The following is a 14611-nucleotide window of genomic DNA, read 5'->3' as shown; positions in this document are numbered from 1 at the left end:
AAACAGCAGTGACTATTCGATTATTCTCTTGAAAGAGCTTCCTCATGCTGCTTTGTAAAATCTTCCGGTGTTACTTCTTTGCCAAACAAAGACTGAATTAAATTCAAATGCGTTTCAGCAACAGTTGCATTCATTTGAACATCTGCAAAGAGTGTGAGATTGCTTGAGTTTGCTAATTCATCAAGTACATCAATATACAACTCAGGAAGTTCAACCGATTCTGTATCGACTTTCGTTGCCGGAATAACGCCCGCTTCTGTTACAGCTCGCTCGCCCCAGCTTTCCACAAAGAATTTCACAAATTCTTTTGCTTCTTCCTTGACCTCTGAGTTTTCAGAAACGAATAATCCGACACCCGGTCCGCCGACCCAGCTGTTCAGGTCTCCTTTTCCGCCTTCTACTTCAGGGAATTTAAAGAAGCCGATGCTGTCACGAAATTCCTGAGGGACGTCTTCATTGGTGGTATAGTTTGGAAGCTCCCATGTGCCCATCATGTACATCGCAGCATTGCCATTCATGAATTCAGATTTTCCTTCATCGTTGGAAAGCCCGTTGAATCCTCTGTTGAATGCATTGGCGTCCACAAGCGTCTGAATTTCTTCAGCAGCCTGTGCCAAAGCAGGATCTTCAAACGTTCCTTCACGATTAATCGCCTGCGTCAGTACTTCAGGTCCGCCAATGCGATCCGCTAGATACATATACCATAGAGAACCTGTCCAGCGGTCTTTATTTCCAAGAGCGATCGGTGCGACGCCGTTTTCCTCAAGCGTTTTTACGATTTCCTGGAACTCTTCATACGTTTCAGGCACTTCAAGCCCGTATTCTTCAAAAATCGCTTTATTGTAATAAATAGGTGCGATATTCAGTTCTAAAGGCAAACCGTATGTTTCTTCGTTAATTGCATAGGCCTCTGTTGTACCGGCCACAAATGAATCCTTCAGTCCGTCGTTCAGCACATCATCAAGCGGTGCAAACAGCTCGCCCTCTACAAACGGCTCCAGATAACCGGCAGCCCATGTAACACCGACGTCCGGCAGATCATTGGATGAGGACAGCACTTTTATTTTGTTTTTATACTGTTCATTTTCAAGCACTTCGGTTTCGATTGTGACGCCCGGATTTTCTTTTTCAAACTCCTCGATAATATCTTCGGTAATCATATTGTGCTGCTTGGAGCTCCCGGAAGGCCATAAATGCATAAATTTAATCGTTTTTTCGCCGTCTCCTCCACCATCCCCACTGGCTTCATTAGACGTTGAGCAACCTGCTGTAACAAGCATTAAAGCGGCAAGACCTGCAGCTGCTAATGTATGCGCTTTCTTTTTCATCTTACGTTTTCCCCCTTTGTTTGTAAGAACTGCTTTTAGTTTAGCACCCGGCCTCTATGCGGGTAAGGGAACGGTGATTGGGGAAAATTCCACTATCATTAGATCGAATTTTCTGTTATCGATTTGATTTCCTGTAGGCGCCAGGCGTCATCCCTTCATATTCCTTAAAAAGGCGGTTAAAATATTTTGCGGTCTGATAGCCGGACTGCTCTGCGATTTCAGCAATCGGCATAGACGTTGTCATTAACAGCTGCTTAGCATGCTGCAGGCGGGTCCTGGTGATATATTCACTGAAGGTCAAACCTGTCTGGTCTTTAAACAGCACACTGAAATAGCTCGAATTTAAATGCACCAGATCGGCCACTTCTTTTAACGAAATCTGCCGGTCAATATGCTCTTCGATAAACTGATAGGCTGCTTTTACAGGATGCTTGACTCCTTCCTGTTCCCTCGAGATATGAACCAGCGCCGGATCGGCTGATTTCTCTAAAATTCCTGCTCTTTCCTGTGAGGCTTCTTTTTCAAAGGCCGCTTCCACAGCTTCGATTAATTTTGATTTGGACACCGGCTTGACTAAATAATTTAATACGCCGAGAGATATCGCTTCCTGAGCAAAATGAAATTCCGAATGGCCGGAGATGATGAGCGTTACGGGACGCTGATTTAAGCTGTGAATTTTTTTGACGAGTTCAAGTCCCGTTATATCCGGCATGCAAATATCCGTCACCAGAATATGAATTCTCTTCTTTTCCACAATCGCAAGTGCTTCCTTCGCTGTAGCCGCAGCGATCACTTCATGCTTCCCGTTTGACCAGATCTCAAGTGTTTTGGTCAGTCCTTTTCGGGTCGTTTCCTCATCATCAACGATCAAAATAACTTTTATATGATTCATTTATTTCACTCCTATGGATGTGGCAATTCAAAGGACACCTTCGTCCCTCTTCCAACTTCACTTTGGATTTCAAGCCCTTTCATGTCATGCCCTTCAAAATGAAGCTTCAGCCGTTTATGAACATTCGCCACCGCAACTCCATTTCCCTTCACTGAAGAAATTCCTTCTGTTTCCATCGAGGCACGGATTGCCTGCAAAGCATGTTCCGGCATGCCCGGGCCGTCGTCTTCGACTGTAAGAATCAGAAAGTCTGAATCGGATGCAGGAAGGACGGTAATTTTCACATGTCCTTTCCCCTCTTTGCTTTCAATTCCATGTAAAATCGCATTTTCAACGATCGGCTGCACGATAAGCTTCGGTATTTTCACCTGTTCATAGCGCGGTTCAAGCAAGATGCTCCAATCAAGCTTTTCTCCAAATCGCATTTTCATAAGCTGAATATACCGTTCCACATGATCCAGTTCGGTTTTAAGCGTGACCCATTCATTTTTCTTCGGTCCGCTGATCGTATAACGGAATAGCTCCGACATCGCCACCACATGATCGGCCAGTTCTTCTTCCTCTTTCTCCTCCAGCAGCCAGTAAAGCGCATTTAATGTATTAAATAAAAAATGCGGATTAATCTGTGCCTGAAGCGCTTTCAATTCTGCCTGATTTCGAATAAGCTCTTTTTCATACACCATGCGAATCAAATAATTCGTGTGATCCACCATCTGGTTGTAGGAAAGATTCAACTCATTAATTTCGCTGGTGGAGGAGCTTGGGGTGATCGTATGGAATTCCCCTTCTCTCGCTTTTTTCATCGTTTTGGTCAGCTTTTGAATCGGGTTGGTAATCATGGTTGAAAAAAAGTACGAGGACACAAAGAAAATAACAAATCCAAGTGCAGCAGATCCAAAAATGATCGTCCGCAGAACCGATGTACCAGAGGTTAAAGCCTGAACCGGAGTTGCAATCAGGACCGTCCATCCCGTTACATTGGATTGTTCCTGAACGAGTATGTACTCCTCCCCGTTCATTTCGACCGTTTGATTGTGCTGTTCAAGCAGCGGCAGGACATTGAGGCGGTAATTGGACGTAATGACCTGGCTATCATTGCCGAGCAAAATCTTATAATCCTCTGATTCCGACGTTTCACCGTTCTCTGAAAACTGAAAGTACGAAGGGTTAATCCGGATCACTAGGTATCCCCCACTTTGAAAGTTCCGGTCGATCAAACTGATTCTTCTGATCGCAAGGAGAGAGCCGGGGTATTCAGGATCCTGTCCAATCCAGACCTGCCTGCCTTTTTCCTCCTCTGCTTTTTCCACCCACTTCCGGTCCACCCGATCAAATAAATTGGCGTCATCTAAGGGGAAAAGCCGCTGATTTTGCGAAGAATAAAGCTCAAAGGATTGAATGCCATCTGAATACGCCTGAAATGTATTCCCGATTGAAAGCAGGGACTGGCGCTGCTGAAACGTGGCAGTTTCTCCATTTGCGAGCCGGTTTAATAGCTGCTGAATGGATGGATTGGTCGCCACCTGCGTGGTCAGCAAATCAATCTGCTCATACAGCGTATCCATTCTTCCGGATGCCTGAACAGCGGTCTGCTGAAGCTGTCTTTCTGCATTATCTTTAATAACCGTACCACCAAAGTGATAGGTCATAATGCCGACAAAGGAGAGCACAATCGTCATAACGACTAAAAAAACAATTAAGATTTGATTTCGCAGGGTGTTGTACTTATTTAAACGGTCACGCATCGTACCCATCCTTATTCAACTATTTTTTTTTAACTCTATCAGATTGGGGAATGTTCGGATAGAGTGAAAAAGCCTGGCACAAATTTGTGTCTCAGGCTCTTAGACCGGCTCACTTCGCTTCAGGTGGACGCTTTCCGCAGGGACGGCGCTGAGCCTTTCCAGGACCTGCCCTGCAAAGTCTCAGCTTGCCGTCATTTCCTGCAGGAGTCGCCACCTTCCGCTCCGCTCACCTCATACAACTGCACATGGTGTATCGGTTTTTCTAAACTTTTTTATTTATATCTCAACCACAATATTATTCGCTAATCAAAACCATTCTCGTTAATTCGACTGTTTGTTCCGGTGCCTTGGCCCCTTTGCTGAAATCAGCCTCGGCAGTAAATTCATACAATCCCGGATCAAGATCATCCAGGAAAGAAAAGCCGCTGTCAAAGGTAAGCGTCTCCTCTTTTTGCAGCAGTGTGGTTACTTCGTCCTCCCCTGCCTTTTTCGTACCTAATACTTCCCCACCATCCTCTTTTACCGTAAAATCGAACAGGCCGCTGTTATGTATAATTTCAGAATGCACATCATCACCTGTATACTTTATCGTTGCTATAAAGGTTCTTTCCTCCTGGTACTCGATTATTTTTACTGTAAGAAAAAAATCATCGTAGTTCTTGTTCTTGGATTTTGTCTCCGTCCAATCTTCGCACGACAGCAGAGAAAATGAAGCAATAATGGCAAGTAAAAATGGCTTAATAAGCGCTCCTCCTCTTTCAATGCATTATATGTATTTATTGTACTTACACTATATCAAATGAAACTAGGTGGTTCAGCCCTCATACACCGTGCATGAAATTAAATTCACTTTTCGCTATACTGAAGAGACTAATCACAAAGGAGCACAACGATGGGAAATGAAATGGAAGACTTTATTATCCAAAACTATCAAAAAGAAGAGCGAATGATGATTCTCGTTTTTGCGCAGTGGTGTGTAAATCACGATCTTGATCCAAAAGCACTTTACCTTGAAGCGTATTCGGATCAGGCTGAAAACCCTGAGCTTAACGGCGCAATCGATCTGACCGTTTCAAAGGATGAAGCCGGTGAAGTACCTGATGACACGGTGCTCGGGGTGCTCTCGATGTTTGGAAACGATGACCTTGCTTTTGTCGTGTCGCAGGAAATGGAGAAGCTGAAAAAGAAGAAAAAATAATAGCAGATCAAAAAATGAGGCTGGCAATCTGACCAGGCCTCATTTTTTAGTAAAAGCTTGCTGTAGAATAATTTAGGAAAGACCATTCATGCGTGTGCGCTTTTCCCTAATGGATAGGTGATCTCAGAGTGAATATTCAACATCTCTCCGTTTCATTTCCTTGCTAATTCTCCATTCCTAACTTCAACATTATGCATCTAAGCGATTTTGGCATCTACTTGTCTAATGATGATATTCAGCAATAAGATCAGCCCGACAAAGGCTAAGCTTGGCGCAAGGACAATCCAAGGTGCGGTTACCAGATCCGATATACTTTGCCCGACCATTCCTGCCCATTCACCTGATTTTGAAAGAGATAGATCCTCATCTGCCCCAATAATGCCTCCTTCTAATTCACCACCGATAAAAATTTGAAATACACCAAGATGAAGCAGCAGGATCAGGGCTGATATCATTTGCTGTAAAAGAACGATCATCAATCGGGGTCTCAGAACGGGAATAATATGCTTTAACACGATATGACGCTTTGAAGCCCCTAGCTGAAACGAAGCATGTATATACTCCATTTTTAAGATCTCCCCAAATTCCTTTGAAAAGACCATCATCAATAGCGGTATACCGACCAGCGTCAAAACGAGAAACTGAAAGGACATCAGCGGGACCATTCCATGTGTTTCATCTATCGGTAAGAAAGCAAATGCCAAAAAGTACACTAAAATAAATGCAGGGATATTGATGTATGGCTGCATAAAGGTTTCGATTAGTTTTCTGATCGGTTTCCAGGTAAACGTCAATAGCGCTCCAAAGAAGATGCTGAATACGACTCTCAGCAGGCCTACTCCGAACACAAAAATCAACGTATATTTTGCTCCGTTTAAAATTCGCAGGCTTAAATCATTGCCATTCCGATCCGTTCCAAGCGGATGATCAAACGATGGCGGGAACGGAGGCGAGACCATCTCTCCGGCAGCATCCGGCTTCATGTTAACCGGTTTTACCCCCTCTTTAAATCCCCATTCATAAACAAAACTCGCTGTTAACAAAAGCAGCAACAGGACTAAAACCGAATAAATAAGAGTGTTTGAGTTAGTTTTCATCATTCACTCTCCTTTTATTAATCTGTGAAAAGACCCCTTGCAAGAGTACATAGGGAATTAAAAAAAGCATAATCGCAATAGCCAATATACTGCTGTCATTTGCGCGGTAAAGAATCATCGTAAAGCCTTGAATAACAAATAAATACTCAATCACAATGAGGCCTGAAAGCATCATCCAGTAAATTAACCCCACATGATTAGTGATCGAAAAAAAGATATTTCTTAACACATGAATCAAAAAAACATATTGCCGCGAAAGTCCTTTAGATAGGGCAAAATCTATGTATTCCTTTCTTTGTTCATCATCATGAATTCGTAAAGAAATCTTTAACAGAAGCACAGTCGGCGTAATGCTTAAACAAATCACCGGCAGCAAGTAAACATCATTTCCGATCCCGTAAAGCTTAAGCAGCTTAAAACCGGTTTCTTTATATAACAGGATGACGCTTAATTGGAAAATCAAAATTAAGATCACATCAGGGATGCAGTCCAAAAATACCAAAATCCACTTTGCGAACTTTTTCATGCGATTGGTTAGCAAATGATACAAATACGTAAAAATCAGTACAACCACAAAAGCAATGCCTAATGACATGAGTAAAATAGACATGGAGTATTGGTAGGCTTCCAGCATATAGCCCATATCAATATGAACACCCCGAAAGGTCGTTTCTTCCCGATCATAGAAACTTAATAGACCGATCAGAGCTGCGGCAATTTCCTGCACATAATTAACAGGGAAAAATCCAACAGCAGCCTCTTCCATTTTACTTGATGTGAGCAGATAAGGCAGAGACGCGATACTGCAAATGCTGATAATCATAACCATCAATTTTACGATAGAGATAAATGTTAGTTTCAGTACGTGAACGGGGGTAATTTTCTCGATCTTAAAAACTCCTTTAGCCTTAAACAGAGCAACCATTTAGAAGTCTGCGGGAAAAATAGTTAAATAGGTGGGACTTTTTCCATTTATTATCATAGCAAACTTTCTAAAGAAAAAGGTCTATTTTAACTATATTTTCAGAAAAATAAGCGTCCATCACCAAACAGAGCTGCCCGGACGTGGACAGCTCTTTTCTTTAAAAAGCGCGCGATAATGGACGATGTCACCAGAGAATGAACAGGTCGAGCCGTATAGGAGGGACGGACAGGCCATACAAAGATCCAGTCTTTGCTCGTACAGTTCATCTGATGCAGTCTGTTCAGCCCCTTCCATCAGTTGGTCGAAGTCAATGGATTCGGGAAAACCACAGCTTTTACATCCTCTTTTTTCAGTCATCTCCTGTCACCTCTATATGATAGTTAAAACAGAAACGGACATGGCAGGCAGTGTAACCGTCAGTTCCCCATCCTGGAGGGTGAAGCTTTCCAGTTCTCCAGGCTGAACCCGGTGAGGCTCTTCGAATGTATTGTGCGCATTTGCCTCATTTCCTGTCAGCACCCTGCCGGAAACCTCATTGATCTCCCCAACTAGTCCGCGAAGCTGAATGGAAACAACGGATTCTTCACGATAGTTTAAATTGCATAAGCTGATCGTGACATTTCCTTCCTTGCTTCTTGAAGCAGAAGCACTGACAGAAGGCAGCTGTTCTCCATTCAATTCATACGTATCACACTTTACATCCATTTCAAGCTTGACTGCGTCCTGATGAACCTTAAACATTTCAAATACATGATAAGTTGGCGTCAGAATCATTTTTTCTCCTTCTGTTAAGATCATGGCCTGAAGAACATTGACGGTTTGGGCAATATTCGCCATTTGAACGCGGTCATTGTGTTCATGAAATAAATGAAAATGCACACCTGCCACAACGGCGTCACGAATAGTGTTTTGCTGATAGAGAAATCCGGGATTTGTTCCGGGCTCCACATCAAACCAGGTGCCCCACTCATCAATGATCATCCCGACCCGTTTTTCCGGATCATACTTATCCATGATCACCGCATGCTTTGAGATAAGCTCCTTCATGTACATCGCTTTTTGCAGCGTGATAAACCACTCCTGCTCGGTTGCATCCAGCGCAGATCCTTTCTTCTTTGAAAAATCTCCAGGAGTCGTGTAATAGTGCAGACTCAGCCCGTCCATCATAGGAGCTGCTTCGCGCATCAGCACTTCTGTCCAATGATAATCAGCTGTAGAAGCGCCGCCTGCAATTTTGTACAGTTTATTTTCACCGTAATTTCGTACATAGGTTTGATACTGACGGTACAAATCAGCATAATATTCCGCCCGCATATGTCCGCCGCAGCCCCAGTTTTCATTCCCCACGCCAAAGTATGTAAGCTTCCAAGGCTTTTCCCGGCCATTTTGCCGGCGCCAGTCCGCCATCGGAGACTCTCCGTTAAAGGTCATGTATTCCACCCATTCAGACATTTCCTGAACCGTTCCGCTGCCGACATTTCCACAAATATAGGGCTCCGTTCCAAGCATCTCGCACAGCATCATAAATTCATGCGTGCCAAAGTGATTGTTCTCCACAACGCCTCCCCAATGCGTATTCACCATTCGCTTACGCTGCTCACGGGGACCAACGCCATCCTTCCAATGATACTCATCTGCAAAACAGCCCCCAGGCCATCGCAGCACCGGAATATGAAGGTTCTTTAACGCCTCTGCCACATCATTTCTGATTCCATTGGTGTTGGGAATCGGTGAATCCTCCCCCACCCAGATGCCTTCGTAAATACATCTTCCAAGATGCTCGGCAAAATGTCCGTAAATATTTTTATTTATTTTTCCCTGTTCCAAATCTGCATTGATGGTTACTTTATTCATGGTTATCTTCTCCTTTGCACAAAATGAGATCGCTTTCATTTTTCTTTGAATGAGTTCAACAAACAGTTCTCCTTATGCAGGAATTTGTCCGTTCTTCTTTGAGATTAAGAGATAAATAGAATAATTCATCCGTACAATTTTAGTTTATAGAGTTAGTCGGTTCTTGACAAGTAAGTTTTCAGAAAATTAAGTGAAAAATAAAGCTGTTTTCCCAGCTCAGTCCTAAATTGTGCGTACAACTTAAACAAAAAATACCCTTGAAGGCACTGGTCTCCTCTTTAAACAGAGTCTGATTCAGTGCCTTCAAGGGCCGCTTGATTAATTTCGCTTATCGTAAAAGGTGCCGTCGCGATTAACCTGATCGTACGGGTTAATGTACTTTTTCATATTCGTCTTTTTAGACCGCAAACTCGACAGTTCATCCTGCAAATGAAGATGATTGGTCGCCAACAGCTCCTGTATGCGGCTGTTTAAGCTGACAATCTGGTTGCCCATTTCGCGCTCCTCGGGTGAAAAAGGCTCACTGATTTGCGGAAAAAGCTCTTCTCTTTCATCAAAAAGAGCATTTACCTGATCGATCCACTCTTCACGGTTTTCCTTCTTTCCGTTAAGCAAGATGGAATAAATCGCTTTAGTTAAACGAAGGCAATGTTCGACTGCACTCATGCCTGATTTCCTGCACCAAATTGCTTTTGACGCTGCGTCTGGATAACCGTTTTCCATGTGTCGCGAAGCTCTGTTACCATGCCTTCCACTTCTTCAAGAATGGCGCGGTCATGGTTGATATTCGCTTCCATCAGACGGCGGTTCATGTAGTCATACATCACCATCATATTTTGAGACACCACAATATCCATATTCAGGGTCACCATAAACTCCTGAATGATTTTCTGCGCTTTTTGAATCGATTCATTTCTTTTTTCGATATTCTGATCCTCAATCGCAAGCTTGGCCTGTTGGATAAATTTAATGCAGCCATTGTAGAGCATAAGAGTCAGCTCGCCTGGACTTTTTGTCGTGACAGAATTTTGCTGATAGGCAGCATACGGGTTATGAATAGCCATGTTGACACTCCTTTTTCCTTTTAACGCTTAACTTACATGCCTCCGCTAAATGACTGCATCAGATAGGCGGATTGCTGATTGGCTTTTTGAATTGCCACTTCCATCGCTGAAAACTGTTTATAATAGCGGCTCTCAAGCATCGCCAGCCTGGATTCAAACCGGTCGATCCGGTCATCCATATTTTCAAGATTCCGGCCAATGGCATAGGTATTGCCCACACTCGTATCCCGGCCCGCTTTGGCAATAATATCGTCTCTTGTCGCAGAAATCGTTTCTCTTAATCTTCTGGCAAGGCCCTGTTCTTCTTTCACAGGACTGTCTTTTGCAAACACATCATAAATGGCAGTCGGATTATCTGAAATGGCCGCCCGCAGCTTCGTTTCATCAATAATCAGCTTGCCGCCGTCACGGTAGTTGTTTGACGTCGTAATGCCGAACTCAGACAGGCGGTTCGCATCGCCAAGCCCTTCGACTGCGCTGTATAAAACCTGACGCATCTTGTTCAGGGAGCCGTTTAACGTGGCATCTCCACGCAAGGTTCCGCTCATCGCCTTTTCATCCCACAGCTCTGCTTCTTTTTCGGTTAATTCAGAGCGCTGTGCATCTGTTAAAGGAGGGAAATCACGGTATCTGGTTTCAGATGTTTTCTTGCTGATTTCTTCAATGAGTTTATTGTATTCGTCCGTAAATTTCAGGATCGATTCAAAGATTTTTTCTGTATCAGGCGACGAGTTAAATTGTATGTCCTTGCTGCTGGCTTCATTGATCGTAAATTCAAAGCCATTTAGCGTAAACTTATTGGAAAACCGTTCTGTCTCAAGACCGTTGTAAGTAAACTTGGCATTTTGGCCGGGAACGATATTGGCTTCATCAAGCTTTAGGGTATTTGCAAAAAAGTCTCCTGTCAGCTTAATCTCAACGCCTCCCTCTACTTTTCCGGTTTGTTTGGACGACATAGAAACGGTATCGGTAAATGAATCGTAGAACATGTTGACGTTCGCGTTTTTATTAATCTTCTCAATTAATGAATTCATTGATTCTTCAGCTGGATTAAACGTTAAGGTGTAGCCTTCGGGATCAAGCTCCCCCTTCTCGTTAATCGTCTGAATCGTGATCGTTTGTTCAGGATCACCCGCAACGCCGAGCTTGGCAGAGGGATCAAGCCCAATTTTCGCGTCGCTTCGAAGAGTCGCAGCACGCGCCACCTGGCTGACATTAATGGTCCCGCCCATATCGCTTGTCGCAGAAAGACTTCTGATGGAAACGTCAGGCGAAGAGCTCGTCACTGTTTTTTGTGAAAACGTTGAAGGCCGCAGCACCGTATCAAAAATAAGATTGCTGAAGTCATTCATTTTCCTATTTAAATCACGGTAATTATCCCGCTGCCATTCTGTATACTGCTTTTGCTGCGTCAATTTATCGAGCGGCACCCGATTGGCATTCATCATCTCTTTCACAATCGAATCAATATCCATGCCGCTAGCAAGTCCGTTAATTCTCATACTCATTTCGCTTCACTTCCCTCAGATCTTTTTATCTACCAGCAATCCTAAAAATTCGGTCATCGATGCGTGCATATCAAGCATCCTCTTTGCCGGGATTTCCCGCACAATTTCTTTTGTCATTTCATCCACCACGGTTACGTAATATTCCTTCAGGCCTTCATGAAATTCAAATTTTATATGTGTAGGCGTTGGAGAAGCTGCTAAAAACTCATTCATGCTTTTCACGATTTTATCTACCTTAGTGGTATCAATGCGTGAAGCAAAACCTGGTCCATGATTGAGCTCCACGACTTCTTTTGCAGAACTTTCTTTTCCTTCGTTTACCTTTGGGGCATTTTGAGGCAATGACTGTGAAGCAATTTCCCTGGTCGTTAAAGATGACATAACCTTCTCCATACTCGGCACCCGCCTTTTAGGGTTCTTTTTGTTTATATCGGCCTCTTTGACATATCATTAACGATTTTTCGAGAAAAGTAGCGGTTCTTTTTCAATAGACAAAAGAAGTAAGCCTTCTGTTTGTGACTAATAGCCTATTTTCAAGTCTTTTCCTATTTAAAGTTGAAGCGGATGGATGTTGTTCATTACAATAAAGGAAAATAGTAGAAACTAAAGGAAGTGAAGCGATGACGCAAACAGTCAGATATGATGCAGCCGCTTTAAAAGAAACGATGGAAGAGCGTGTAAACCAGTACGTCACCTTTCGCGAAAGCCTGGACGTCTTACGGGAAAAAATGAGAGCCGTAACGGACCTTGGCGAAGCGTTTGAAGGAAAAGCAGCCGAAGCCATTAAAGGATTTTTCACCGCCCAAATCGATGTCGTGGACATGTGGCTGCAGCTGGTGGAGCAGCAAATTGCGTTTATGGAAGATGTCGGAGCGATGGCAGAAGACCGCAAACTCGGCGGCAGTACGAAGATGGATGGACCTTTCCTGGAAGACGACCTGAATGCCGCTCACAAACGAACAGCGGACATGATTCAGCAGCAGCACGAGGATCTATCCGCGATCCTCTCGCGCATCCGAGATCTTGTCTCACTTGAAGCCTACTCCCCATCCCAGATTGAACTATCCATGCAGGACGCGAAAAACAAGCGAGATGACACGGTTGAACAAATGGAAGAGCTTGATCAGGTTCTGACCGATGAGTACGGTCTGTCAGTTGAATCTGAAACACTGATTCTTGCCCTGATCGAAGGATTGCTTCAAGCCACCACACAAAACGGAACATTCTCGCCCATGTCTTTTAATGTACACGCCTATGAAAACAGCGAAGCCCATGCTGCCATCGAAGCATCCCAGCAGCGCAGCACCGAATACATTCAGCATAAACAACAGCTGCACGAAGCACGCGAAGCCCAGGCACGGCAAGCCGAACTTGATGCCCGCTCCGGACTTCAAAAATTTCTGGACGGCACGAAAAACTTCGTTGGCGAATTTTCAGGCTATTATGATACAGTGAGAGCATCAACCGGCGTCGACCCTGTCACCGGCCGGGAGCTCAGCGCCTCTGAACGAACCGCCGCAGCCGCCTGGGCCGCAGCAGGCATCGTCCCGATTCTCGGACCCGCCTCCAAAGTAGCTAAGGGTGGAAAAGCCGTATTCGCAGTCTCAAAAGGATCAAAAGCAGCCACCGCACCGCTGACCGCATTTAAATCCAGTACCCAGGCCTTCACCCGCGTCTCCCACGCAGAAAAAGGCATCTACGGCCTCGTCAGCGCCAACGGATTATCCGGCTTCTTTTTCGGCCAGGACCTCCTAGGCAACGAAGTCACCGCAGAACAAAGAACCGAAATGCTCATGATGGGCTCCATGCTTCCATTTGGCGCGGGGATGAAAATGGTTAAAGGCAATGGGGCTGATGTATTGGGTAGTGTTCCTAAGAGGACGGATGATTTGGTTAAACCTCCTCTTAATAAGAGTAATTTTATGCAACTAGATAGTTTTAAATCCTCTACTACTTTTAAAAGTTTATTGACTAAACATGAGATCAGTGAAACAGAGCTGCATGTTTTGGTAATGAGTAAAGTCGATAACCTTTCCGATGCAGAAAAAGCAGTTTTAAAGAATTTTAGGGATGCAGTACCATCACCTGATAAAAATACAATGTTACAAAAAGTCATTTCAACAGGTGATATTGAAAATTATTTGAAAGATACAGATCCTTATGCAGCAATAGGAGGATGTATAGCTAAAGCCAACGATGTGAAACATCTAAATTCAGCGAGCGATGTCTTTGACGGGCTTCGTTTAGATTACCCGGGAACAAAATTTTCTAAAGATACTGACTATGCAGTCATTCGATTTAAGTCTGAAGAAGTAAATAAGTTAGAAATACCATATTCTAATAAGCTTTCTGACACACCAAATGCTAAGTCCTCTTTTGGCTATCCTCAAACTGGTAATGGATTTACTTCTGCTAGAGATGGAAGTTTAATTCCAGAATTTGAAGCAAGAAGTTTCATGAAGCCACAAGATGGCGCTGAAATTTTCAAAGTCACAAACGGTGTTGAAGAACTCGTTGGTGTATATGATGCTAAGTTAAGCAGGTTTATAAAAGTAATAGAGTAAATAAAGGAGGAGAGTTAATGGTCAGAAATGATACTTATTGTTTATACAATGGAAAAGAGTATCGGTTTGTTCATAATCAGGCCGGTCTCTATGAAATTGTCACAACAGACAAAACTATTATAGATGCATCGTTTAAATTGTATCGAAATGAGGTCTATACAAAACAAGTCAAGTTGGATGATCTAGAAGAAGTCTATTCAATTACAAGTCTAGCAGTATATAATGGAGATGTTTTTCAAGTTAGTCGCTCTGTTGGAGCAGATATAGAAATATACACAACAGATTTAAAATTAGCGGAAGACAATAAGATGGAAACATTTGGAAAAAGTGAATACATCAAAGTAGTTCCTATTTCAGATGTTGAGATGTTTGAAGAGAAAACGCTCTTAAACATAAAATGAATACAACTATGTTAAGCCTCATAAATACTAATTGA

15 protein-coding genes are annotated in these 14611 nt (G+C 43.4%); 3 read left to right on the top strand and 12 right to left on the bottom strand.

The genetic code is table 11. From position 1 onward, the window contains the following. Positions 1-20 precede the first annotated feature (20 nt). The 4 genes from P6709_RS07680 to P6709_RS07665 all read right to left on the bottom strand — a co-directional run bounded on the left by P6709_RS07680 (position 21) and on the right by P6709_RS07665 (position 4533). Positions 21-1328 (bottom strand): extracellular solute-binding protein, encoded by a 1308-nt coding sequence (locus P6709_RS07680; protein WP_278240311.1) that lies wholly within the window; start codon positions 1326-1328, stop codon positions 21-23. A gap of 115 nt (positions 1329-1443) precedes the next feature. Beyond that, positions 1444-2220: a response regulator transcription factor gene (locus P6709_RS07675; protein WP_278240310.1), complete on the bottom strand. Its 777-nt coding sequence runs from the start codon at positions 2218-2220 to the stop codon at positions 1444-1446. Between the two features lie 11 nt (positions 2221-2231). Beyond that, on the bottom strand, positions 2232-3965 hold the full coding sequence (locus tag P6709_RS07670; RefSeq protein WP_278240309.1) for a cache domain-containing sensor histidine kinase: 1734 nt from the start codon (positions 3963-3965) through the stop codon (positions 2232-2234). 295 nt (positions 3966-4260) lie between these two features. Next, complete coding sequence (locus P6709_RS07665) at positions 4261-4533, bottom strand: hypothetical protein (RefSeq protein WP_278240308.1); 273 nt, start codon at positions 4531-4533, stop codon at positions 4261-4263. 324 nt (positions 4534-4857) lie between these two features. Here P6709_RS07665 and P6709_RS07660 point away from each other — a divergent pair, with 324 nt between their 5' ends. Further along, positions 4858-5163, top strand: a complete 306-nt coding sequence (locus P6709_RS07660; protein ID WP_278240307.1) for a hypothetical protein — start codon at positions 4858-4860, stop codon at positions 5161-5163. A gap of 197 nt (positions 5164-5360) precedes the next feature. Here P6709_RS07660 and P6709_RS07655 read toward each other — a convergent pair whose 3' ends face one another. The 8 genes from P6709_RS07655 to flaG form a co-directional block, all read right to left on the bottom strand. After that, positions 5361-6260: an ABC transporter permease subunit gene (locus tag P6709_RS07655; RefSeq protein ID WP_278240306.1), complete on the bottom strand. Its 900-nt coding sequence runs from the start codon at positions 6258-6260 to the stop codon at positions 5361-5363. Next, entirely contained in the window at positions 6250-7185 is a 936-nt protein-coding gene (locus P6709_RS07650) for an ABC transporter permease subunit (protein ID WP_278240305.1), read from the bottom strand. Before P6709_RS07650 ends, P6709_RS07655 begins: the two co-directional genes overlap by 11 nt. A 117-nt stretch (positions 7186-7302) precedes the next feature. Then, the gene (locus tag P6709_RS07645) at positions 7303-7542 is read right to left on the bottom strand and encodes a DUF6171 family protein (protein WP_278240304.1); all 240 of its coding nucleotides are present in this window, start codon (positions 7540-7542) and stop codon (positions 7303-7305) included. A 12-nt stretch (positions 7543-7554) separates the two neighbouring features. Further along, positions 7555-9039: an alpha-N-arabinofuranosidase gene (locus P6709_RS07640; protein WP_278240303.1), complete on the bottom strand. Its 1485-nt coding sequence runs from the start codon at positions 9037-9039 to the stop codon at positions 7555-7557. 318 nt (positions 9040-9357) lie between these two features. Further along, a complete protein-coding gene (locus P6709_RS07635) occupies positions 9358-9705 on the bottom strand; it encodes a hypothetical protein (RefSeq protein WP_278240302.1) in 348 nt (115 codons plus the stop codon). Beyond that, positions 9702-10103 carry a flagellar export chaperone FliS gene (fliS, locus tag P6709_RS07630; protein ID WP_278240301.1) on the bottom strand — a complete coding sequence of 134 codons (402 nt, stop codon included), beginning with the start codon at positions 10101-10103 and terminating at the stop codon, positions 9702-9704. Before fliS ends, P6709_RS07635 begins: the two co-directional genes overlap by 4 nt. A 32-nt stretch (positions 10104-10135) precedes the next feature. Next, complete coding sequence (locus P6709_RS07625; protein WP_278240300.1) at positions 10136-11611, bottom strand: flagellar hook-associated protein 2; 1476 nt, start codon at positions 11609-11611, stop codon at positions 10136-10138. A 15-nt stretch (positions 11612-11626) separates the two neighbouring features. Next, complete coding sequence (gene flaG, locus P6709_RS07620; RefSeq protein ID WP_278240299.1) at positions 11627-12004, bottom strand: flagellar protein FlaG; 378 nt, start codon at positions 12002-12004, stop codon at positions 11627-11629. A gap of 227 nt (positions 12005-12231) precedes the next feature. Between flaG and P6709_RS07615 the strand changes: the two genes are divergently transcribed. Both P6709_RS07615 and P6709_RS07610 read left to right on the top strand, forming a co-directional pair. Further along, positions 12232-14175 carry a T7SS effector LXG polymorphic toxin gene (locus P6709_RS07615; RefSeq protein WP_278240298.1) on the top strand — a complete coding sequence of 648 codons (1944 nt, stop codon included), beginning with the start codon at positions 12232-12234 and terminating at the stop codon, positions 14173-14175. 17 nt (positions 14176-14192) lie between these two features. Beyond that, positions 14193-14576, top strand: coding sequence for a hypothetical protein (locus P6709_RS07610; RefSeq protein WP_278240297.1), 384 nt, complete (start codon positions 14193-14195; stop codon positions 14574-14576). The last annotated feature ends 35 nt before the right edge of the window (positions 14577-14611 follow it).

Source organism: Jeotgalibacillus sp. ET6 (assembly GCF_029667115.1).
GTDB lineage: Bacteria > Bacillota > Bacilli > Bacillales > Jeotgalibacillaceae > Jeotgalibacillus.
The sequence above is the reverse complement of the archived record's forward strand: the minus strand, read 5'-3'. Positions and strand labels throughout refer to the sequence as shown.